General features: G+C 67.1%; 16 protein-coding genes. 9 read left to right on the top strand and 7 right to left on the bottom strand.

All coding sequences use genetic code 11. The annotated features are described in order from the left end of the window. Positions 1–95 precede the first annotated feature (95 nt). Positions 96–1,355: a M20/M25/M40 family metallo-hydrolase gene (locus tag ACX12D_RS23110; RefSeq protein ID WP_459375801.1), complete on the bottom strand. Its 1,260-nt coding sequence runs from the start codon at positions 1,353–1,355 to the stop codon at positions 96–98. A gap of 122 nt (positions 1,356–1,477) precedes the next feature. Between ACX12D_RS23110 and ACX12D_RS23105 the strand changes: the two genes are divergently transcribed. Then, entirely contained in the window at positions 1,478–2,590 is a 1,113-nt protein-coding gene (locus ACX12D_RS23105) for a GlxA family transcriptional regulator (protein WP_459375800.1), read from the top strand. A 69-nt stretch (positions 2,591–2,659) separates the two neighbouring features. Here ACX12D_RS23105 and ACX12D_RS23100 read toward each other — a convergent pair whose 3' ends face one another. Next, positions 2,660–3,391: a BON domain-containing protein gene (locus tag ACX12D_RS23100; protein WP_459376497.1), complete on the bottom strand. Its 732-nt coding sequence runs from the start codon at positions 3,389–3,391 to the stop codon at positions 2,660–2,662. A gap of 197 nt (positions 3,392–3,588) precedes the next feature. Further along, a complete protein-coding gene (locus tag ACX12D_RS23095) occupies positions 3,589–4,014 on the bottom strand; it encodes an OsmC family protein (protein WP_441636005.1) in 426 nt (141 codons plus the stop codon). A gap of 443 nt (positions 4,015–4,457) precedes the next feature. Between ACX12D_RS23095 and ACX12D_RS23090 the strand changes: the two genes are divergently transcribed. The 6 genes from ACX12D_RS23090 to ACX12D_RS23065 all read left to right on the top strand — a co-directional run bounded on the left by ACX12D_RS23090 (position 4,458) and on the right by ACX12D_RS23065 (position 10,655). Continuing rightward, positions 4,458–5,543 (top strand): calcium:cation antiporter, encoded by a 1,086-nt coding sequence (locus ACX12D_RS23090; protein ID WP_459375799.1) that lies wholly within the window; start codon positions 4,458–4,460, stop codon positions 5,541–5,543. A 134-nt stretch (positions 5,544–5,677) separates the two neighbouring features. Further along, positions 5,678–6,973 (top strand): FAD-dependent monooxygenase, encoded by a 1,296-nt coding sequence (locus tag ACX12D_RS23085; protein ID WP_459375798.1) that lies wholly within the window; start codon positions 5,678–5,680, stop codon positions 6,971–6,973. A gap of 69 nt (positions 6,974–7,042) precedes the next feature. Further along, complete coding sequence (locus ACX12D_RS23080; protein ID WP_459375797.1) at positions 7,043–7,966, top strand: LysR family transcriptional regulator; 924 nt, start codon at positions 7,043–7,045, stop codon at positions 7,964–7,966. 185 nt (positions 7,967–8,151) lie between these two features. Next, positions 8,152–8,517 carry an oxalurate catabolism protein HpxZ gene (gene hpxZ, locus ACX12D_RS23075; protein ID WP_459375796.1) on the top strand — a complete coding sequence of 122 codons (366 nt, stop codon included), beginning with the start codon at positions 8,152–8,154 and terminating at the stop codon, positions 8,515–8,517. A 158-nt stretch (positions 8,518–8,675) separates the two neighbouring features. Beyond that, positions 8,676–9,749, top strand: a complete 1,074-nt coding sequence (locus ACX12D_RS23070) for a porin (protein WP_459375795.1) — start codon at positions 8,676–8,678, stop codon at positions 9,747–9,749. 327 nt (positions 9,750–10,076) lie between these two features. Further along, positions 10,077–10,655, top strand: coding sequence for a uracil-DNA glycosylase family protein (locus tag ACX12D_RS23065; protein WP_459376496.1), 579 nt, complete (start codon positions 10,077–10,079; stop codon positions 10,653–10,655). A gap of 12 nt (positions 10,656–10,667) precedes the next feature. Here the strand turns inward: ACX12D_RS23065 and ACX12D_RS23060 are convergent, their stop codons facing one another. Next, positions 10,668–10,811 (bottom strand): hypothetical protein, encoded by a 144-nt coding sequence (locus tag ACX12D_RS23060; protein WP_459375794.1) that lies wholly within the window; start codon positions 10,809–10,811, stop codon positions 10,668–10,670. Positions 10,812–10,991: 180 nt separating this feature from the next. On the opposite strand from ACX12D_RS23060, the gene ACX12D_RS23055 reads away from it, so the two are divergent. After that, complete coding sequence (locus ACX12D_RS23055; RefSeq protein WP_459375793.1) at positions 10,992–11,549, top strand: nucleotidyltransferase domain-containing protein; 558 nt, start codon at positions 10,992–10,994, stop codon at positions 11,547–11,549. 158 nt (positions 11,550–11,707) lie between these two features. Beyond that, positions 11,708–11,986, top strand: coding sequence for a hypothetical protein (locus tag ACX12D_RS23050; RefSeq protein WP_459375792.1), 279 nt, complete (start codon positions 11,708–11,710; stop codon positions 11,984–11,986). Positions 11,987–12,188: 202 nt separating this feature from the next. On the opposite strand, the gene phaP is transcribed toward ACX12D_RS23050, so the two are convergent. The 3 genes from phaP to ACX12D_RS23035 all read right to left on the bottom strand — a co-directional run bounded on the left by phaP (position 12,189) and on the right by ACX12D_RS23035 (position 21,857). Beyond that, a complete protein-coding gene (gene phaP / locus ACX12D_RS23045) occupies positions 12,189–12,692 on the bottom strand; it encodes a TIGR01841 family phasin (RefSeq protein ID WP_459375791.1) in 504 nt (167 codons plus the stop codon). A 194-nt stretch (positions 12,693–12,886) separates the two neighbouring features. Then, entirely contained in the window at positions 12,887–21,430 is an 8,544-nt protein-coding gene (locus ACX12D_RS23040; RefSeq protein WP_459375790.1) for a GH36-type glycosyl hydrolase domain-containing protein, read from the bottom strand. Between the two features lie 271 nt (positions 21,431–21,701). Further along, entirely contained in the window at positions 21,702–21,857 is a 156-nt protein-coding gene (locus ACX12D_RS23035; RefSeq protein ID WP_459375789.1) for a DUF3309 family protein, read from the bottom strand. Between the last annotated feature and the right edge of the window lie 466 nt (positions 21,858–22,323).

Here is a 22,323-nt window from a genome sequence, read left to right as displayed (position 1 = left end):
ATTTGGTCGTTGCGAAGGCAAGCCGGGATGCCTGCCGGGCGATGCTAGCGCGGGCGCGCGGCAGCGCAAGGGCGCTGCCGACGGGCCCAAGCGCCTTAGTTGCGCCCGATTTCCTGCAGGATGCGCGACATCAGGTAGAGCCGCGGCACGATCGAGTCGATCTCGATGTATTCGTCGCGGGCGTGGTAGCCGAAGCCCGCCAGGCCGAAGCTCTCCAGCACCGTGGCCTTGCCCGAGCGCACGGCGAAGCCGGCGTCGGTGCCGCCCCCGGTCTGCGGCACCAGGGTCAGCTCGCGGTCGATCTCCTTGTAGATCGCCTGGGCTTTTGCCGCCAGCGCGCGGCTGCGCGCATCGCTCACGTAGGGCGGACGCCCGGAGATGACTTTGACCGTGGTTTCGGTATCGGGAACCAGCTTGCTTGCGCTGACCTTGGCTTGCAGCGCGGCCTGCAGCTTGTCCTGCGCGTCGGGCTGGGTCAGGCGCACGTCGCCCACGGCGCTGGCCTTTTCGGTGATCTGGTTCAGCGGGCCATTGGTGTTGGCCTGGGTCCAGATCAGCGCGGCGCCCGGCACGTCCTTGGCCACTTCACGCGTTTGCAGCATCTGGTACGAGAGTTCATAGAGCGCGTTGCGGCCCAGCTCCGGTGCGGCACCCGCATGCGCGGCACGGCCCTTCACATCCAGCGTGGCCGTGGCAACGCCGGCCGCGGCCAGCAGCAGCGGCTGGCCCTTCATGACCACCGAGCCCGCGGACGGCTCGCAGGACAGCACCACGTCGTGCTGCTCCGCGAGCTTGGCGATGGTGTCGCCGGAACCCAGCGAGCCCACTTCCTCATCCGGGTTGAACAGCACGGTGATCTGCGCATAGTCCTTCCACCCGGTTGCCTGGAGGATGGCCAGCGCATGCAGGATGACCGCGATGCCGCCCTTGTCGTCGGCTATGCCGGGGCCGTACAGGCGGTTGCCGTCCAGCTTGATCGGCTGGGTGGCCAGCGTGTTGGGGCCGTAGACCGTATCCATATGCGCGATCAGCATGATGCGGCGCTTGCCCGTACCGGTGAGCGTGCCCTTGACCATGGTGCCGGGGCCTTGCGTCACGGCGATGCGCTCGGTGGTCGCGCCCAGCGCCTTGAGGCGTGCTTCCGTGAAACTGGCCATTTGCGCCAGGCCGGCCGCATTGGTGCTGCCGGACTCGATCGACACCATGTCCTTGAGCGACTGGATCAACGCGGGCTCGGCCGCGCGGGCCGCATTCAGCAGTTGCGTGTCCGCGGCGCGTGCGCTGCCGGCTGCCCCGAAGGCCAGCGCGAGCGCTGCCACAGCGGTATGGGTAAGTCGGCGCAGGGATGGCTGCATGAAGTCTCCTGTTGCTTGGATCGTTATTGTGGTTAGGGCGGTGGTTCGCCGAGCGACGATGCTAGCCCTTGCGGGCGCGGCAAGGTAGGATCAATCCCGCCAATTGGAATGCCGATCCCGCCATGCCTCCCTCTTCTGCCTCTCCTGCCACTACCGCCCTGCCCGAGCCGCCCTCCGCCAGCCGCCCCGTGCCGCTGCACGTGCGCTTGCTGTGGTTGCCCGAGGCCATGCCCGGCATGCTGTTCGGCGCGCTGGATGTGCTGCGCGCAGCAGCCGGGGTGGCCCGGCTGCAACGCCCGGATGCGGACCGCGACCTGAGCTGGACCGTGATCGGCCCATCAGGCCGCGCGCTGGCCCTGCCCGCCCTGGGGCTGGAGCCCGCGCGGCGGCGGCGCGCCACCGAAGACGGCAATGCGCTGGTGGTGGTGCCGGGCGTGCTTGCGCGCAATGCCCCGCACCTGGGCGAGATCCTGGGCGGCGCGGGCCAGGCGCTGCGCTTGCTGGAGCGGCACGCGCAGGCGGGCGGATGGATCGCGGCGGGCGCGAGCGGCATCGTTTTTCCCGCGGAGCTGGGCCTGCTGGATGGCGCGCGCATGGGCGCACCGTGGACCTTCCAGAGCTGGATGGCCAAGCGCTATCCGCGCTGCGATTTTTCCGCGAGCGAGCCGATGGGCTTGCACCAGCGCGTGTTTGGCTGCGTAGCGCCGGCGCTGCAGACGGAGTTCATGCTGCGCGTGCTGGGGCACCTGCATGACCCGGACCTGGCGCAGACCTGCTCGCGCATGCTGCTGTACCAGGCCGAGCGCCAGCAGCTCACGCCTGAGCTGGTGTCGCAACGCTGGCTCAGCAAGACCGCCGACAGCCCCGTCTACCGCGCCATGCGATGGCTGCAGGCCAACGTGGATACGCCGTACCGGCTGGCGCTGGTGGCGCAGGCGGCGGCCGTGAGCGAGCGGACCTTGCTGCGGCACTTCCGGCAGGTCAGCGGCATGACGCCGCTGGAATACCTGCACGGGCTGCGCGTGGAGCGTGCCAAGACCCTGCTGGAGGTGACGCTGCATGGCTCGCAGGCGGTGGCCGAAGCCTGCGGCTACAGTGACGCGGCGGCGTTCAGGCGGCTGTTCCAGCGGGCAACGGGGATGTCGATGTCGAGCTATCGGGCGCGCTTTGCGCTGCGCTCGCAGCGGCGCTACTGGCGCGTGGAGGACATGCCGCGCCCGGCGGGCACGGCATGATCCGATCCGGCTATTGAATCTGTGAACTTGCGAACCTGCGAACCTGGGAAGTAACGTAGGCAGTGGCGCTTAGTTGCTCAGCACGATGCGGTTGACCACGTCCTCGACACCAAACACGTACCAGGCATCGCGCTCCGCCTGGCGTTTGCCGGCTTCGGTAGCGGCGTAGCCTTCGAGCGTGACAACGCGGTCCTTGGTCTGCACGCGGATGCGGTCGGCATCGACGAACTGGTCGGTCTCCAGCACCAGCTTCAGCGCTTCCGTGACTTCGTCGTCGCGGTCGGCCTCGGCCGGGGCCACCACCAGCTCGTTGACCACGCAGCGGCAACCTCGCGACCACCACGCCAGCACACCGGCCAGGCGCATGTGCGACAGGCTGATCACGTGGCCGCGCAGGGTCACCACGCCGTCGACAACTTCGACGGCGATCTCTCCGCTGGACTCGCCAACGGCTTCGCGCACGGGTTCGATCCTCCCCTTGGCGTGCGCGCAGATGCGGCAATTGCGAAAGTCGATCGCCTGCAGCAGCCGCACGCAGATGGCATTGCGTAGTTCGCCGTCGCCAACCGCCGCGCCGCCATCGGCAACGCGCAGGTGATCGATCACGGCAGACACACCGTCGACACGGCGTACCGACGCGGCAACGCGGCTCTTGTCGACAATATCGGGGACTTCGCCTTCGAGAATCAGCGCGCCGTCGCTCAGGCGCAGGTGGATGGTGGGATGGATGGGATGGCTGTGGAAAGGCACGTGGGCGATGGCCGCCCTAGCCTGAGTCAGGACTGCTTCACTGCTATGCATGATGTCTGCCTTATCGTGGAAGGTCTGGATATAGGAGACGCGTTCAGTCCATTGAACGCCCGCGCGGTCCCGCGCCAGGTGCGGCGCGGGACGGCGAATCTTCATTATAGGAAGCCAGGATGGCCACGCCCGACCTATTGGCCTATTGGCCTATTGACCGGGCGCCGGCCCCCGGGCCTGCGCCCGCCGTGGCCCGATCAGGTTTCCACCTTGGCGTCCATGGTGATTTCCGCCTTTAGCAGCTTGGACACCGGGCAGCCGGCTTTGGCCCCTTGCAGGCATTGCTCTACCGCCGCCTTGTCGGCCCCGGGCACGCGCACCGTCACGTCCAGGTGCACGGCAGTGATGGTGAAGCCGCCGCCGTCCTTGTCGAGCGTGACCGTGGCCTTGGTGGCAATGCTCTCGGCAACCATCTTGGCCTCGCCCAGGATCAGGGATAGCGCCATGGAGAAGCATCCCGCATGGGCCGCCCCGATGAGTTCCTCGGGATTGGTGCCGGGGCCGCCTTCGAAGCGGGCCTTGAAACCGTAGGGCGCATCCTTGAGCACGCCGCTCTCTGCCGAGATGCTGCCCTGGCCGTCCTTGATGCCGCCTTGCCATTTAGCCGATCCGTACTTTTTCATGAGCATTCTCCATCGTCGAAAGGGGAAGGCGCGGCATTCGCCACGCCGGTAAAGGGACGCTTGCGGCGCGTCCGGAGCTGCTTGTGCTGCCGTGGTGCGACGCTGGAATGGCCGGCCGGGTGCAGGACTTGTGGCGCCCAAGGGCTCCGGCACACAGGGAAAAACCGCGAAATCCCCGCCAACTCCAGCAAATAAACCTCCAATTCCTTTCAATTTAAGCGAATTCCAGGGAACTGAATCCCTGTTGCAACTGCCTTACATGCGCGCTGCCGCCCGAGAGCATTGCTGCCGCCCCAAGCTGAACCACAATAGGACGCCAAGGCGAAAACGGCCAGCAAGCCCGCTGAGGGCGGTACTCTCTTGTCAGTCCTGAGGTGCCGCACCCATCACAACCAAGCTGAATCCACACATTTCATTAACTAGAAAGTAGAAAGGGAGAACGGATGCCATTGACGTCGAATAAATTGCCTGCCTGGACCTTATGGCTGCCGCTGGCAGCCTGGGCCATCCTCGGGGCAGGCATGGCGGTGCCCGGTCAGGCGCTGCTGCTGGTGCTGGCCGGCCTGGCCCTGGCGGGCTCGGTGTTTGCAGCGGTGCACCATGCCGAGGTGGTCGCGCATAGAGTGGGCGAGCCCTTTGGCACGCTGGTGCTCGCCATTGCCGTGACCGTGATCGAGGTGGCGCTGATCGTCTCGGTGATGCTGTCCGCTGGCCCCGAGAAGGCCGGGCTGGCGCGCGATACCGTGTTTGCCGCGGCCATGCTGGTCTGCAACGGCATCGTGGGGATCTGCCTGTTGGTGGGTGGCCTGCGCCATCGCGAGCAGGCTTTCCAGGCGCCGGGCGCCACCGCCGCGCTGGCCGTGCTGGCCGCGCTTGCCGTGCTTACCATGGTGTTGCCCAACTACACCAGCGCGATCCCCGGGCCGGTGCTGTCGCAGTCGCAGCTGGCCTTTGCAGGCGTTGCCTCGCTGGTGCTCTATGGCAGCTTTGTGTTTGTGCAGACCGTGCGCCATCGGGACTACTTCCTGGTGGAAGGCACCTCCGACGAAAGCGTCCATGCCCCGCCCCCGCCCGCGAAGATCGCGCTCGCCAGCGGCGGCATGCTGCTGGCATGCCTGGTGGCGGTGGTCGGCCTGGCCAAGCTGCTGTCGCCCACGGTGGAAGCGGCGGTAGCAAGTGCCGGCGCCCCGCCGGCCGTGGTTGGCATCGTGATTGCCGCGCTGGTGCTGCTGCCCGAGGGGCTGGCCGCGTTGCGCGCCGCGCGCGCCGACCGCCTGCAGACCAGCATGAACCTGGCGCTGGGCTCCGCACTGGCCAGCATCGGGCTGACCATTCCCACGGTGGCCGCGGTCTTTATCGCGGTTGGCAAGCCGCTGACGCTGGGCCTGGGCCCGACGGAAACCGTGCTGCTTGCGCTGACCTTGCTGGTCAGCACACTGACGCTGCACTCCGGGCGCACCACCATGCTGCAAGGCGTCGTGCACCTGGTCATCCTGGCGGCGTACTTGTTCTTGTCGGTCGTGCCTTAAGCCAGGAACAGTCTCGGCGGATCGGGCGGGCTTCCGGCTGATCGCCGCTCCCCGCCGAGCGCACACAATGCGCGCTCGCCATGAGACCAAATCGGTGCTGGTTGCGTGCAGTCCTTTTGCGCAAACTGGCGCCCATGACGCTCATGACGCCCAGGATCCCCACCAAACGCATTGTCATCGTCGGCGCTGGCGTGGCCGGCAGCATCATGGCCCGCGCGCTGGCCATGCAAGCCGGGCTGGAAGTCACCTGCCTGGAGCAGGTTGCACCGGATGACCACGCAGGCGCCGGGCTGGTGATCGGCCCCAACGCCATCAAGGCCTTGCACATGCGCGACCCGCTGCTGGCCAGCGCCATTGGCGAGGCCGGCCTGCCCTGGGATCACTGGCGCGTGTCGTTGTGCAGCGGCGAGGTGCTGCTGGACCTGCCCCTCACGCGCGTGGCGGACCATGGCGGCGTGCGCATCCTGCGCGCCACGCTGTACCGCGTGCTGCGCCAGGCCGCCGGCAACACCGTGCGTTACCGTTGCAAGCTGCTGGCGTGCGGCGCCAGCCCGCAGGATCCGGCACGCAGCTACGTCGTCTGGGAACAGCATGGCCAACAACACCGGCTTGACGACATCGACCTGCTGATCGCGGCCGATGGCCGCGACTCGCCCACCCGAAGCGCGTTTGCCGGCCAGCCTCGAACGCACCAGCTTGGTGCCTTGCTGTTCCGCCTCCTGGTGCCGGACGCCGGCGCCGGCCGGATCGACGATTACGAACAATGGTGCAACGGCCCTAACCGCCTGCTGGCTTTTCGCTTGCCGGACGGGCGGATCAATATCGCCGGCAGCCTGCCGCTCGCCCCCGGCGAAAAGACGCAAAAGACGCCTCACGCGGGCATCGGCTCGCAGGCGCTGCGCGCTGCCTACACGCCCGCACACGCCAGGCCGGGGCCACAGGCTGGCTGGCTGATCGATACGCTCTGCGCCAATGTGGATGCCATCTGCTGGTACCGCATGCGGGCGTGCGGCATTCGCTTTGCCGAGCCGCATGCGCAGGTGATGTACCTGGGCGACAGCGCCCACGCCATGGCGCCACCGCTTGGCCAGGGCGTGGCGCAGGCCATCGAGGATGCCTGCGCCGCCGCCGAGCTGATCGCCACTTCGCTGGCCGCGGGCGAGACCAGCCCGCGCGCCTGGCTGACCACGTTCGAAGCGGCCCGGCTTGAACGCCTGCGCTTTGTGATGTCGGTGGCCCCGCACGCCGCTGGCCTCATGCTGGGGGATGTCACGGAGCAAGACCGGGCGTCGGCGCTGGGCGCGCTGCGCCAGCTCTACTGCCAGGTCGCGTTGCCCCGCCATCGCAGCGGCCATGGCGTTGGCCCCGGCGTTGGTCCTGGCGTTGGTCCTGGCGTTGGTCCTGTCACCGGGACCGGGCTGCCCGCGTAGCGTCGGCGCGCGCACGATCCTTGCTAGTGAGAGCGGATCGTTCTCACCAGCGCCCGAGCGCACGCCGCCATGCTCCACCCGCCTCGTCTTTATCTCTATCTTGACGCCGTGGCCCGCGTTGGGTCGATCCGCAAGGCCGCCGAGCAACTCCACGTCGCCTCCACCGCGCTCAACCGGAAGATCCTGGAGGTCGAGCAGGATATCGGCACGGCGCTGTTCGAGCGCCTGCCCCGCGGCGTGCGGCTGACCGCCGCCGGCGAGGTGTTGATCGCCACCGTGCGCCGCAGCCTCGCGGATCTGGATTCGGCCGCCGCGCAGATGGAGCAGCTGCGCGGGCTGGTGCGGGGCACCGTGCGCGTGGCGACGGTCGAGTCCGTCGCCACCGATTTCCTGCCTGAAGTCATCGGCCGCTACCAGTCCACCCACCGCGGCGTGCAGTTTCGCGTGGCGGTGGGCAACTCCGGCGACCTGCTCGCCGCGCTCAAGGAGGATGAGGCCGACCTGCTGCTGGCGCACGACCCGCCCCCGACCCCCTTCCTGCACGAACTGGCGGTGTCCGCGCAGCCCTTCTGCGCCATGATGCGCCCGGACCATCCGCTGGCAAGCCGGCGCACGTTGCGCCTATCCGACTGCCAGCCCTATCCCGTGGCCCTCGGGCCAGAGAGCTTTGGCAGCCGGCGGCTGATCGAGGCGATCTGCGCGCGCAACCGCTTGTCGCTGCGGGTGATGCTGGAAGCCACCACGGTGGAGATGCTGAAGAGCTTTGCGCGCCAGACCGGCGCGATCTGCTTCCAGTTCCAGGCCGGCACGCTGCGCGAGACGCGCCAGGGCACGCTGATTGCCGTGCCCCTGTCCGACCCCGAGCTGTGCGGCGGCCGGCTGGTGCTGGGCGCCCGCAAGGGCCGCAGCCTGCCGCCAGCGGCGGCGGCGTTTGCAGAGCACCTGAAGGCCGCGCTGAGCGGGCTGCACCAGCCGTTGGCCGAGGCTGCCTGATGCGTGGCCGGGCCTTGCATGGCGAGCCTGCACATGCAACCGCGAGTGCACACAATTTGCGTGCGCCATGAGAAGAAATAAGTGCTGGTTGTATGCAATCGAATTGCCGCAAACTGCATCCATCGCAGTCACGCAGCGTGACATCACCGGGCTGCCACGCTGCCACGAATACCCACGAAAGCAAGATGAGAATCAACGATCCCGCCATCCTCGCCGAGGTGGAAGCCGCCTTCGAGGCCTATGAACGCGCGCTGGTCGGCAACGACGTCGCGGAGCTCGACCGGCTGTTCTGGGAAAGCCCGCACACGCTGCGCTACGGCGCGGGCGAAAACCTCTACGGCATCGAGGCCATCCGTGCGTTCCGCGCGGCGCGCCCGGCAAAGGGCCTCGCCCGCGAGATCACCGAGCGCAGCGTCACCACCTTCGGCAACGATTTCGCCGTAGCCAATATTGCCGGCGAGCCGCGCCTGGGCCGCCAGAGCCAGAGCTGGGTGCGGCTGCCCGAAGGCTGGCAGGTGGTGGCCGCGCATGTGAGCTGGCAGCAAGCATGAGCCAGCGGCGCTAGCGTACCGGCGCCATCCCGCGCCAGCCATTTCAAGAGCACGCGTTTTTAGATAGCCGGGGCTTGCCCCCCGGAGGGGTGTTGTCGTGCCCAGTGAATGCGACAGAGCCAGCAACGATAGAAAACGGGTCAACCATGGAGGTCTTTATGCAATACAAATTCAAGCCGGTCGTGAAACTGGCAGTCATGGCAGCAGCCTTGATCTGCGGCAACGCCATGGCGCAATCCAGCGTCACGCTTTACGGGATGGTTGATGCCTATGTCGGCGCCACCAAGGCCGGCGGTGCGGACCGCGCCTACGGCGTCAACAGCGGCGGCATGCAAACCTCGTACTTCGGCATCAAGGGCACCGAGGATCTTGGCACCGGCCTGAAGGCGATCTTCGACCTGAACGGCTTCCTGCGCCCGGACACCGGCAAGCAAGGCCGCTTCGACGGCGATGCGCTGTTCACCCGCAACGCCTTTGTCGGCCTGCAGAGCGCAACGCTTGGCACGGTGAAGCTCGGGCGCAACACCACGCCCTACTTCATCTCGACCATCCTGTTCAACCCGCTGGTGGACTCCTATGTGTTCTCGCCGGCGATCTTCCACACCTACTTCTCGGCCAGCAATGGCCGCGTCTATGACCCTGGCATCATCGGCGACTCGGGCTGGAGCAACTCGCTGGTGTACTCCACGCCGAATTTTGGCGGCCTGACCGCCAACGCGATCTACTCGTTCGGCGAGCAGGCAGGCAGCGTCGGCAAGAACAAGTGGGGCGGCAACGTGCTCTACTTCAACGGCAACTTCGGCGCCACCGTAGCCTTCCAGCAAGTCAAGTTCAACAGCACCCCGGGGGATGTGACCGCGCCCACGGCGCTGGCTGGCTTTGACAAGCAGAACGCCGTGCAGGTCGGCGTGAGCTACGACTTCAAGGTGGTCAAGCTGTTCGCGCAGGGCCAGTACATCAAGAGCGACGTCAACAACGCCACGGGCGATCTCAAGCACACCAACGGCCAGGTTGGCGCTTCGATCCCGGTGGGCAACGGCAACGTGCTGGTCTCCTATGCGTACGACAAGACCAAGAACAGTGTCGCGGACTTCAAGCGCAACACGGCCGGCCTCGCTTACGACTACAACCTGTCCAAGCGCACCGACGTGTATGCCGCGTACTTCTACGACAAGCTGAGCGACCAGTCGCACGGCGACAGCTTTGGCGTGGGCATGCGTCACCGCTTCTGATTGGAAGCGGCGACGCAGGTGGGCCGTGCTTCGGCGCGGCCCACCTGCGCAATCTGGAGAGGCTTCATAGCCGCCCTCAACCTTTTGCAGTCATTGCGCCCCCTTGCGCACCCGCTTCGTTTGGCAAACCTCGCCGAACTGCATACACTGGGCGCCATGGGCATGACCACGATCCACATATCCCTTCCGGACGCGCTGAAACGCAATGTCGACGATCAGGCCGACGCAACCGGCTGCGGCTCCCCTGCCGATTCTCTGCGCGACCTTCCCGTAACTCCCGTAGCTGTTTCCGCCGCAAGCGATGAGGGCAAGACCGACCTCGACACCCTGCTGACCCAGGTCCGCGCCTGCCGCCTGTGCGAAGCGCACCTCCCGCTTGGTCCCCGCCCGGTAGTGCAAGCTGCCGCCAGCGCCCGCATCCTGATTGTCGGCCAGGCGCCGGGCACACGCGTGCATGCCAGCAGCATTCCCTGGGACGATCCCAGCGGTGACCGGCTGCGTGAATGGATGGGCGTGGATAAGACCGTGTTCTACGATGCCGCGCGCATTGCCATCATCCCGATGGGACTGTGCTATCCGGGCCGTGGCGCCAGCGGCGACCTGCCGCCGCGCAAGGAGTGCGCGCCGTTGTGGATGGATGCGCTGCTGGCACACCTACCGGACATTGAACTGACCTTGCTGGTCGGGCAATATGCGCAGCGGCGTTTCCTGGGAGCGGCGGCGCGCGGTGGCGTGACACCCACCGTGGCCGGCTTTGGCGCGCATGGGCCGCGCTTCATTCCGCTGCCGCACCCATCGCCGCGCAACCAGGGCTGGTTCAAGCACAACGACTGGTTTGCGCGGGACTTGCTGCCGGTGCTGCGCCAGCGCGTGGAGGCCGTTCTCCTGGCACCACCCGCTGGCTGACGCGGGCTTGGCTCAGGCCTCACCCAGATGCGCCTCGGCCATCCAGAGCCATTGGTCGATGCCGCGCGAGACTTCGGTGAACACATCGGCGGTGTCGGCGTCGCCAAGCTCGTCGGCTGACTGGCAAGCGTGTGCGCCGCAAAAAGACTGCGCCACATGGGGCTAGCCGTTCGGTTGAAGAATTGACAAGGAGGCAGGCGGCTCTAGATCGCTTCCCGGCAACTTTCCGCTGACTACTTTATTTAATCCCCAAAACGAGGACATACGTCCCTCTATTGAGGATTCACCAAGTAATCCCTATAATAAGGATACTTGTCCCTATGTAGAGGATTCACCGTGAGCCTTGCCGACTTTCTCTTCACACCGGGCTTGCAACGAGTGCTTGGAGCCACACTGCTGCAACCTGACCGCAGTTTTACGCTACAGGAACTGCTACGTCTGGCGGACAGTGGGCGCGGAAGCGCTCAAAAGCAGGTGGACCGCCTAGTCGCGGCCGGCGTACTTCGGGAAGACACCCGACGAGGCCGGCAACGAAGCATCCGGGCGAATACCGAATTCACCCTCTATCCAGAATTGCTTAGTATCGCGCGCAAATCATTTGCCGTTGTGGAGCCGCTGAAAGAAGCCCTCGCGCCTTTTGCCGACCACATCACCTCAGCGTTCGTGTTTGGCTCCGTGGCCAAGCGCACCGACAGTGGCCAGAGCGACATCGACCTGATTGTTGTCGGCAGCATCCCGCTCCTCGAACTATCCGAGGCCTTGCACAAGGCCGAACAAGGTCTGCTGCGCCCCGTCAACTTCTCTTTGTACGAGCCTGCTGAATGGGCTGCTCTGGTAGAGTCTGACCCTGTCATGGCCCAGATTGCACAAGGCCCTACGCTGAGGGTACTGTGATGCCGCGCGCAGCTGAATACGAAAACCTTATCAAGACGAAAGCCTTTGAGGCGGTCGCCCCAACGCCTGGAGCTATCGCAGGCTTCCTGCGCAATGCGGCGGACTAGAAGGCCACCGCCGAGGAGCTAGGCCCTGGCCGACATCTGCAGGTGTTTACTTTGGCCTACGAAGGCTATTTCCAGGTGGTCCAGGCCGTACTGGAGTTCTATGAGGTACGCACCAAAGATGCCGGCCGTAACCTTGCCATCCAGCGTGTGTCCACCTCGCTGGGCGTGGACTCCCAAGAATTTGCCTTCATCACGAAGGCCCACGAGCGTCGCAACGGTACCTCGTACGTTTCACCGTTTCCCCCGGTGTCGAAGGCTGAGGCCGCCACCATGCTGAGCATCTTGGCTAAGTACCTACCCGTTGCGCATACACTGACCGGCACGCCGTGAGGCCCTATTTTGCGCAACAGTTTTTCGCTGAGAGACAAAGACGTGAAAAAGCCCCCCCTTGCTTGTGCAAAAGAGGGGCTTCGAATAATGCCGGCGACCCCGTCCTTATCAGCTCCTTAACCGAACGGCTAGCCACATGGGGCGCAGTTTTTTTCTACTGGCGTTTGCTTCACAGCAGCCAGCGGTGCAGCCTGGCTTGGCCTTACTTGGCAGCCGTGGCGGGCATGACCTTTTCGAAGGCGTCGCGCATCGGCTTCATGGCCGTTTCGTAGGCCGCGACCCAGCTCGGTGCGCTCGCGTCGGCAGCCGGGAACGCGCCGCCAGCGCTCGACATGAGGTTCTGGCCGAACGACGCCATGGCTTCCTGGGTCTGCGCGGCGTAGGTGCTCATCTGGCGCTGGGCTTCCTGCGCGAACTCCGCGCCGGTGCTGGCGAAGATCTCGTTCATGTGGCCGGCATAGGCGCTCATCTTTTGGGCAAACCCATTCGCCAGTTCCGGCTTGAGGCCGGACATGCCGGCGCCAACCGGCTGCTGGCTGGATTCGCGGACGTAGTTCGTGGTATCCGCCAGGCTGGTCTTGACGGCCTGCATGTTCAGCTCGCTGAGCTTTTCCGCGCCACGGGCCAGAGGACCGACCAAGGCAAGGAACAGGTCCAGGTTAGCTTGCTGGACGCCGAAGAATTGAGCTTGGGTGGGATGTGCCATGAAATAGTCTCCTGGGGATGATCTGGATGATCCAACGCTGCCGAAGAGGGTTCCGTGAGCGGCATCATCGTTTTGCTGCACCGCAGCAATTGGGCACATCATAAGCTTATTACCCGAGGAGTCAAGCGATTCCCGGAAAGACTTTTTCGGGCTCGCCAGATGCATCCCATGCGCCCCATTCCGCCCTATACCCCCTATTCCGCCGCCGGGATGCATACCAGCAGCCTGTGCCTGCCATCGTCCAGCGGCACGCGCACGGCACCGTCGCCGCAAGCCAGCGCCAGCCCATCGAGAACGGCATGCGCGCCGCCCGCGCCTGGCGCCAGCGTCTGCACCCGGATGTCATAGTGGCACGCCCCCAGGCATATCGTCGCCTCAAACCCGGGCCACGCCGCCGGAATGCTCGGCGCCACGATCAGCCAGCCCGCTTCGCGGCGGATCCCCAGGATGCCTTCCACCCCGGCGCGATACATCCAGCCGGCCGCGCCGGTGTACCAGGTCCACCCGCCACGCCCGATGTGGGGCGCCACCGAATACACATCGGCCGCGACTACGTACGGCTCGACCTTGTAGCGCCGCACGCCCGCGGGCGTGCTGGCATGGTGGATCGGGTTGAGCATCGAGAACAGGTCCACGGCCTTTGCGCCCGCGCCGAGCCGGGCAAAGGCAAGGACCGACCACATCGCGGCGTGGCTGTATTGCCCGCCGTTCTCGCGCACGCCGGGGGGATAGCCTTCGATGTAGCCGGGATCCGGCGAGGCGCCATCGAAGGGCGGCGCGAACAGCAGCGCCAGGCCGTCGTTGCGCCGCACCAGGTGCTCGGCCATGGACACCATGGCGGTGGCCGCGCGCACGGGGTCCCCGGCGCCCGACAGCACCGCCCACGACTGGGCTATGGCGTCGATCCGGCAGGCCGGGCTGGTCTTTGAGCCCAGCCAGCTGCCGTCATCGAAGGTGGCACGGCGATACCACTCGCCGTCCCAGCCATCGCGCTCCAATGCCGCGCCCAGCATTGCCGCATGGGCGCGCCAGTGCGCTGCACGGCCGGCATCACGCACCTCGGCAAGCGGCGCGAAGAGCGCGATCGTGCGCATCAGCAACCAGCCAAGCCACACGCTCTCGCCCTTGCCGCCGGCCCCGACCCGGTTCATGCCGTCGTTCCAGTCGCCGCCGCCGATCAGCGGCAGGCCGTGCTCGCCGGTCAAGGCAAGGCATCGCTCGATGCCGCGCGCGCAATGCTCGAACAGCGATGCCGATGCCTCCCCGGTCATCGGCTGGAAGAAGGCATCATGCTCATCCGCGCCGAGCACCGGCCCGTCGAGGAAGGACACGTTCTCATCCAGCACCGCCGCATCGCCCGTGCCCGCCACGTAGGTCGCCGTGGCGAAGGCCAGCCAGACGCAATCGTCGGAGATGCGCGTGCGCACGCCCTGCCCGGTGTGCGGCAGCCACCAATGCTGGACGTCGCCTTCGGCAAATTGCCTGGCTGCGGCACGCAGCAGGTGCTGGCGCGTGGCCGCAGGCTTGGCGAAGGTAAGCGCCATGGTGTCTTGCAACTGATCGCGAAAGCCATAGGCACCGCTCGCCTGGTAGAAGGCCGAGCGGGCCCAGATGCGGCAGGCCACGGTCTGGTACAGCAGCCAGCCGTTGAGCATGATGTCCATTGCCCGGTCCGGCGTCCTGACCTGCACGGCGCCAAGCAGGCTATCCCAGTGCCCTGTCACGGCATCGAGCACGGCGTCGAGATCGGCGGCGCGATAGCGGGCAATCAGCGCCCTCGCCGCCTCGGCCGAGCCGCACTCGCCGAGAAACGCGACGATGTCGAGCGTCTCGCCCGCGGCAAGCTCCACGATGCACTGCACCGCGGCACACGGGTCCAGCCCCGCGCCCACGGCGCCGGACAACGGTGTGGTGCCAAGCAGGGCCGCCGGCGCCTCGGCGCCGCCGTTGTAGCCGAGGAATTCCGTGCGGTCGGCGGTCCAGGCTGTTTGCTTGCCGCCGAGATCGGCAAAGGCAACCCGGCCGGGGAAGGCGGAGCTCCAGGGATTGCGCGCCAGCATTGCGCCGGTGGCCTCGTCGCGCTCGGTCACGATGAACGGCGCCGATGCGCCACGCGACGTGCCGAGTACCCACTCCACGTAGGCGGTGACGGAAAGCCGGCGGCGCCCGGCGGACAGGTTGCTCAGCGTCAGCCGTGAAATCTTGACCGGGTCTTCCAGCGGGACGAACTGCAGCAGCTCCGCTGCGATGCCGTTCGCGTGGTGCGCAAAGCGGCTGTAGCCATGGCCGTGGCGGGCCATGTAGGTGCCTGCGTCGCGGATGGGCTGTGCGGTCGGGCTCCAGACTTCGAGGCTGTCTTCGTCGCGGATATAGAACGCCTCGCCGGCCGGATCCAGCACCGGGTCGTTGGACCAGGGCGTGAGCTGGTTCTCGCGGCTGCTCTCGGCCCAGGTGTAGCCGCTGCCCTGCGCCGAGGCATGGAAACCAAAGCTGGGGTTGGCGATCACGTTGATCCAAGGCGCGGGTGTGGTGGCGGCGCCGTCGAGCACGATCACATACTCCCGCCCGTCCTTGTCGAAGCCACCGAGGCCGTTGAAGAACTCGAGTGCCGGCGTGGCCGGTGCTGGCATTGGCGCCGGCCGTGGTGGCGCGCGGCGCCGTACGGGTGCGGCGCGCTGCGGTGCCTGGGGCAGCCGGCCGAGCTGTTCGGCGATGGGCCCCCTGCGCGCGGACAGCACGACGCGGGCCACCGACAAGAGCAGCGCGCGGGCATCGACGTGCAGCAGGTCGGCGCGCAGCGTATAGACCGAGCCCTGGGCGAGCTCATCGCCAAAGCGCGGCTGCGACTGGCTGCTGCGCACCGCGGTCTCGATGGCGTTCTGCAGGTCCTGCGTATAAGACGACGCGCGCTCGTTGACGATGATCAGGTCCACGCCGAGCCGCTTCATGCGCCAGTACTCGTGCGCACGCAGCAACTGGCGCACCTGCGCCATATCCTCGATCTCGTCGATGCGCAGCAGCACGATCGGCAGGTCGCCGGAGATGGCGTACGGCCAAAGCCCGGACTGCGGGCCCGCGCCGCGGGCAATGGCCTCGGAGGAACCCCGGAAGCGAGGATCGGCGTACAGGATCGGCGCGGCCAGGCGCTGGAAATCCGCCGCTTCGCCGGCCTTGACGTCGAGATGGCGCAACTGGACCTGGGCCTGCGTCCAGGCCAGGGTCTTGGCGCGCTCAAAGGCGCTGCGGTCATGATGCTTGTCGATCAGATCCAGCAGCGCGGCGCGCGAGGGCGCCACCAGCGTCCAGAATGCGATGCGCGCCACGCCGCCCGGTGCGACCCGCACGCGCTGCCTGAGCGAGAAGATGGCGTCGAGCACCGTGCCCGTGGTGTTGGACAGCGCACGGCCATGCCGCACGCCGTCCGCTATCCTGCCCGTCTGCCCCTCCTCCAGAAAGCGCGCCCGGTCGGTCTCGTATTGCGGATCCGCCACCACTTCGCCTTCGACGATGGCGAAGTGGGCAGCCCATATCGTTGGCTCCGTGGGCGAGCGCGGGCGGCGCGTGGCAACCAGCGCGCCGAACTCGGGCAGGTATTCGGTCTCGATAAACAGCTTGGAGAACGCCGGGTGCGCGGCGTCGGCCGCCGGCACGGTCAGCACCAGTTCCGCATACGAGGTCAGCTCGATCTCGCGCGCGCGCCGCCCGCTGTTGGCCAGCGAGACTCGCCGCACTTCCCCGTCATCCTCGCCGGAGACCAGGATGGAGAGCGTGGTGACCAGGCTGCCATCGCGGCGGATGAACTCCGCGTGGTCTTCGGCGAAGACCACTTCGCTGCCCTGCTCGCCATCGTCCGTATCGCCGCCGGCAAATTGCGCGCCGGCCGGCCAGACGGCGCGGCTTTGCGTATCGCGCAGGAAGATGAAGCTGCCAGCGTCGTCGCGGGTGGCATCCTCGCGCCACCGCGTCACGGCCAGGTCGCGCCAGCGGCTGTAGCCCGCGCCGGCCGCGGTCAGCATCACCGCGTAGCGCCCGTTCGACAGCAGATGCGTGACGGGCGCTCCGGGCGCATAGCCGGCAAGCCTGCGCACCGTGGAATCCTCGCTGCCGGACTCCATCGTGGAGGCTTTCACCTCTTCGGCGCGCGGATGCGCAATGGCGACGTTGCGCGGCATGCGCTCCTGCAGCAGCAGCTCGGTGGCCTGGATCATCGGCTCGCGGTGAAAGCGCTCCCGCATCTGGCCGCCGTGCAGCGTATTGGCAATCGCCACGATGGTCATGCCCTGGTGGTGGGCCATGTAGCTGCGCACGATGGCGAACGCCTCATCCTCGGGCAGCCGGGACCGGGTGAAATCAATGGCCTCGTAGAAGCCGAAGCGCCCCTTTGCCCCCATCCGCGCGAGACGCGCGAAGTTCTGCTGCGCGCCTTGCGGATCCACCATGGTGGCCAGGCCGCTCGCATAAGGTGCGATCACCACATTGTCGGAAAGCCCGCGTTTCAGGCCCAGGCCTGGCACGCCGAAGTTGGAGTACTGATAGGTGAACTCCAGATCGCGCGCGTTGTAGGCGGATTCGGACACGCCCCATGGCACGCCCAGCGCGCGGCCGTAGCCTTGCTGGCGCTCCACCACCAGCCGGTTGGTCTGCTCGAGCAGGCTGCCCGCCGGCGCGCGCATGACCAGCGACGGCATCAGGTACTCGAACATCGACCCGGACCACGAGATCAGCGCCGACCCATTGCCCAGCGGCGTGGCCGTGCGCCCAAGGCGAAACCAGTGCCGCGTGGACACATCGCCCTTGGCGATGGCAAACAGGCTGGCAAGACGGGCCTCCGACGCAAGCAGGTCATAGCAGCTGACATCGAGCCGGTTGTCGTCCTGCGAGTAGCCGATCGAAAGCAGCTTGCGCTCTTCATCGAACAGGAACGCGAAGTCCATCGACAGCGCCATTTCGCGCGCAACGGCGGCCAGCGCTTGCAGGCGCGCGCCGAGCAGCTCCGGCGCTTCGATCCGCTCGCCCCGGTCTTGCTCGTGCTCGGCCACGGCCTTGCGCAGCGCCTGCACCCAGAAGGCCAGGTCGCCAAGGCTGTCGTCGCCGGTGGCGGGCAGGATGTCGCTGGCGATCGCGGCAGCTTTTTCCGTCAGCCGCTTGAGCGCAGGCATCAGCATGGCCATTGCCTGCGTGCCATTGAGCTGGGTTTCGATCTGTTCCAGCAGTTCGCCGAGCTTGCCGGCGCGCTCGCCGCCCGCCAGCGCCAGCCCGGCAATGACCTCGCGCGCCAGCGTAACGGTATCCATCATGCCAAGCCGGAAATCCAGCGTCACCTCGGCATGGGTCCATTCTTCACAGGCATTGGCCAGCGCAATCAGGTGGCCGGCCAGGTTGCCGCTGTCGACCGATGAGACGTAGGCAGGCGTCAGGGCCCGCAGATCCTGCGTGCCATACCAGTTGTAGAAGTGGCCATGGCAGCGCTGCAGCTTTTGCATGGCGGCGAAGGCCGCTTCCAGCCGCGCGGCCGTGGCCGCGGTGCCGCTCCAGCCGAAGTCGCGCGCGGCAATGGCCGATAGCAGGTACAGGCCGATATTGGTGGGCGAGGTCCGGTGCGCCAGGACCGGCTTCGGGCGCTCCTGGAAATTGTCGGGCGGCAGCATGTTGTCCGCTGGCGTGACCATGGTCTCGAAAAAGCGCCAGGTGCGGCGCGCGGTCAGGCGCAGCTCGCGCGTGTCAGCGTCCGACACCACCAGCCGCCTTGCCACCTTCGGCGCCCGGCTTGCCCACAGGGCCAGCATGGGCGCGGCCAGCCAGAGCCATCCGAGCGGCAGCGCGAGCGGCCAGGACGCGGGCGCAAAGGCCAGCGTGCCCGCCAGCAGCGCCAGCGTCAGCAATACGCCGCCCGCCATCTGCCGGTAGGAGCCGGCCAGGTCAAGCCGGGGGCTGGTCATGGACTGGGCGGCGGTGGTCCACTCCAGCAGATGGCGGCGGGTCAAGCGCAGCCGCACCAGCGTGCGCACGATCGCGTCGCTCATGCGCCAGGCCACGTCGGGCAGGAACGCCAGCGTCAGCAGCACCTGCGCCACGGCGGCGCGCAGGTCGTCCCACAGCATTCCCACATGGGTGCGCAGCCGGATGCCGGCACGATGGGGAATGACGGAAAACACACCGGGCAACAAGGCGGGAATCGCCATGGCCGCCAGCAACAGCAACGTGCCGCGCAAAGCCGCGCCCGGCGGCAGCAGCCAGCACGCGCCAAAGCACAGCAGCAGCGACGGCGCGAGCACCGAGCGCCGCAGGTTGTCCAGCATCTTCCAGCGGCCGAGCATCGGCACCGCCTGGCTGCCCTTGCGGCCGCGCACGATCCAGCCAAGGAGCTGCCAGTCGCCGCGCGTCCAGCGATGCTGGCGCTTGGCGGCCACGTCATAGCGTGCGGGAAAGTCCTCGACGACCTCGATGTCCGAGGCCAGCCCGGCACGGGCGAACATGCCCTCGAACAGGTCGTGGCTGAGCACCGCATTCGCCGGCACGCGGCCGCGCAGCGCGGCCTCGAAGGCATCCACGTCATAGATGCCCTTGCCGGTGTAGGAGCCCTCACCGAAGATGTCCTGATACACGTCCGACGCCGCCGCCGCATAGGGATCGATGCCGCCGGGCGCGGAGAATATGCGCTGATAGAACGAACCCTCGCTGCCCACCGGCAGGGATGGCGTGACGCGCGGCTGCAAGATGGCGTAGCCGCCAATGACACGCTGCAGCGTGTCGTCGAACCTTGGCCGGTTCAGCGGGTGGGCCATCTTGCCGATCAGCCGGAGCGCCGCGTCGCGCGGCAAGCGCGTGTCGGCATCGAGCGTGATCACGTAGCGCACATCGGGTGGAACCTGGGGCGGCGCACCATCGACAGCAACAAAGCTGGTGTCCGTGGCGCCGCGCAGCAGGCGGTTGAGTTCATGGAGCTTGCCGCGCTTGCGCTCCCAGCCCATCCACTTGCCCTCTCCGGCGTTGAACACGCGGTGCCGGTGCAGCAGCAGGAAGCGGTTGCCGGCTGGGCCTGGCCCGTAGCGGAGATTCAGCGCGCCGATGGCTTCGGCCGCCACCGCCAGCAGGGCCGCGTCGCCCGGCATGACGGCCTGGTCGGCGTCGGTGCCGTCGGTGAGCAGCGCAAAGGTCAGGTCACCACCGGCGCCGGCAAGATGGTGCACCTCCAGGCGCTCGATCTGCTCGCGCAGGCTGGCTTCGCCCGATAGCAGCGTGGGCACGGCCACCAGCGTGCGCAGCGCGGGCGGCACGCCCGCCGTGAGCTCAAGCCCCGGCAGGATGGATGCGCCAAAGAGCCAGGCGATGCCGCGGTTGACCACCGCCGTTGCCACCTCGCTGGCGGGGACGAAGCCCAGCCAGCCGATCAGCGCAAGCCAGCCGCCGGAGAGCGCCGGCATGGCCGCCGCCGCAAGCAGCCAGAGCGATCCACCGAGCAGCGCAAGGGTGACCAGCAGGATGGCGCCCGCATAGCCACCAATGCCCAGCGCGACATTGAGGCGGGAAAACCGCAGCCGCGCCGGGGGACTAAAGCCGATTGCGCGTTCAAAGGCGCGCCGGCCCTCCGCGATCAGGTGATATCCCGGGTCCCCGATGCGCTCCGCCTGCGCCGCATCGGCGGTGGCTGCCGCCGCGGCACGGGCCGTGGCCAGCGCAAGATCGGCAATTTCCAGCTCCGAGGCGGGCGAGCCGCGCGCAAGCTGCTCGATGGCGCTGCGGTAAAGATTGCGCGTGGGGAAGTCCATGTCGGCGTAGCCGCTGCCATCGCGCAAACGCGCGTCGACCAGGCTCACGCTCTCGAACAGTTCGGCCCAGTCGATATCCGATATCAGCCGCATGCTGGTGATGACATTGCGCACGGTCACGTTGGATGCGCCCTGGCGCTGCTGGGCGTGCCGCACCACGTCCTCGATGGATGCGCCCTGCCGCCCGAGCCGCTCTTCCAGCCAGCCCAGGGTTGGCGTGGTGCGTGGGTCCTGGTCCCGCAGGCGCTTGGCCAGTTGCGCGGCGAACAGTTCCGACAACGGCGCGGCGGCGCGCGAGGCGATATCCGTGTCGAGCGCCGAGCGGGCGCAGCCCGACTTGAGCAGTTGCCTGGACAGATCGTCCGCGTCAGCGCGGGCGATGCGCCCGGCGGTCATCTGCTCGGCCAGGCGGCGCAGGTTCTCGATCAGGACGATGCGCAGCGTGATGGCCACGGCCCACAGCTCGCCGATGGTCAGCGGCTGCACCCGCTGGTAGGCGGCAATGAAGCGCCGCAGGGTGTCCGGGTCGATATGGCTGTCGGTGTGCGCGACAAAGGCCCAGGCAAGGCCAAATACGCGGGGGTATCCGGCGAAGGGACCCTCGCTGAGCTTGGGCAGCTGGCGATAGTAGCCAGGCGGCAGGTCATCGCGGATCTCGCGGATCTGCGCCTCCACCAGGTGGTAGTTGTCCAGCAGCCATTCGGCTGCGGGCACCACGGCCCTGCCGCTCTCCAGCTCCGCCGCGCTGGCCCGGTAGGCCGCGAGCAGTACTTCGGCATTGTCGTTGAGGCGGCTGCGCAGCGTGCGCACGCGCGGGGGCTGCGCGGTAACGGGCTGGGCGGCGGCAAGGCTTTGCGCATGCTGCTCCAGCCGCTCGATGCCGAACAGTTCCTCCCGCACTGGCGCCTTGTTGTCCCACGGCGAAGGGGTGGATGTGTACTCGAACGTACGGCCTAGCACTGAATACATGGGCGCCTTGGTTGCCAACGGGAATCGGGAAAAGGGGTTCGCCTCCTTAGAGGCAGTTTCAAAATGAAGCGAAGCGGTTCTGGCTAGGCGCGCGGCCGCAGACAGTACAAGTGGATCGGCCAAGGCCACGCAACGACGCCAGCATCTTTTTGAAACGGCCTCTTAAAAACGGCTGGCCGGCAAGCCCGAGGCTTGCCGGCCATCACGCGATCGCTGCGCGGACTGTTGCGCCAAGGCGAGCTTTCTCGCCTCTCTCTCGCCTCTCTCTCGCCTACAAGCGGCCCATCAGCACCAGCACAAGCACCACGATCAGCAGCAGGCCCAGCGCGCCGCTGGGCATATAGCCCCAGGAACGGCTATGCGGCCAGGTCGGCATTGCACCGAGCAAGACAAGCACCAGCACGACCAGTAATACGGTTCCTAACATGGAACGCTCCTTTCCCGACTCCGCTTGATGGGCCAGGCCCCCGCCGATACCTCGCCAGGGGACCGGAATCGTCGAGCCCGATGCGAATGTAGCCGCGCCGTTTGGCATGGACCTGACCGCTACCCGCACGTTGCCATGGACGGCGTGCGGTGTCGGTACGATGACGGACAATTGGCAATTGGCGCCCGCCACCGGGGCTGGGGGTTGGGGCTTGGCGGTTGAACCGCGTAGGGGTCAGAGGCAGCGGAAAACGCGACGGGCATGACAGCCACGGTGGCCTTGAGGCCAGCGGGAAGGCAGCATGCTTCGGGAAAGAACTGAACCAGGGGCAAGGCCGCAGGCGGAAAGTCGTGGGGTGCGACTGGGGTCAGGTCCAGACAGCCGGCCGCGCGTATTCGCAGCGCCGCTGTGCGCGCATCTTCGCATACTCCAGCCCGGAACCCTTCTTATATTTCCGTCGGCGGCG

Source organism: Cupriavidus sp. PET2-C1, assembly GCF_054515855.1.
The sequence above is the reverse complement of the archived record's forward strand: the minus strand, read 5'-3'. Positions and strand labels throughout refer to the sequence as shown.

Excerpts from the sequence above, each read along its gene's own strand:
- ACX12D_RS23110 (WP_459375801.1), bottom strand. The coding sequence starts at position 1,355 with ATGCAGCCATCCCTGCGCCGACTTACCCATACCGCTGTGGCAGCGCTC.
- ACX12D_RS23105 (WP_459375800.1), top strand. The coding sequence starts at position 1,478 with ATGCCTCCCTCTTCTGCCTCTCCTGCCACTACCGCCCTGCCCGAGCCG.
- ACX12D_RS23100 (WP_459376497.1), bottom strand. The coding sequence starts at position 3,391 with ATGCATAGCAGTGAAGCAGTCCTGACTCAGGCTAGGGCGGCCATCGCC.
- ACX12D_RS23095 (WP_441636005.1), bottom strand. The coding sequence starts at position 4,014 with ATGAAAAAGTACGGATCGGCTAAATGGCAAGGCGGCATCAAGGACGGC.
- ACX12D_RS23090 (WP_459375799.1), top strand. The coding sequence starts at position 4,458 with ATGCCATTGACGTCGAATAAATTGCCTGCCTGGACCTTATGGCTGCCG.
- ACX12D_RS23085 (WP_459375798.1), top strand. The coding sequence starts at position 5,678 with ATGACGCTCATGACGCCCAGGATCCCCACCAAACGCATTGTCATCGTC.
- ACX12D_RS23080 (WP_459375797.1), top strand. The coding sequence starts at position 7,043 with ATGCTCCACCCGCCTCGTCTTTATCTCTATCTTGACGCCGTGGCCCGC.
- hpxZ (WP_459375796.1), top strand. The coding sequence starts at position 8,152 with ATGAGAATCAACGATCCCGCCATCCTCGCCGAGGTGGAAGCCGCCTTC.
- ACX12D_RS23070 (WP_459375795.1), top strand. The coding sequence starts at position 8,676 with ATGCAATACAAATTCAAGCCGGTCGTGAAACTGGCAGTCATGGCAGCA.
- phaP (WP_459375791.1), bottom strand. The coding sequence starts at position 12,692 with ATGGCACATCCCACCCAAGCTCAATTCTTCGGCGTCCAGCAAGCTAAC.
- ACX12D_RS23040 (WP_459375790.1), bottom strand. The coding sequence starts at position 21,430 with ATGTATTCAGTGCTAGGCCGTACGTTCGAGTACACATCCACCCCTTCG.
- ACX12D_RS23035 (WP_459375789.1), bottom strand. The coding sequence starts at position 21,857 with ATGTTAGGAACCGTATTACTGGTCGTGCTGGTGCTTGTCTTGCTCGGT.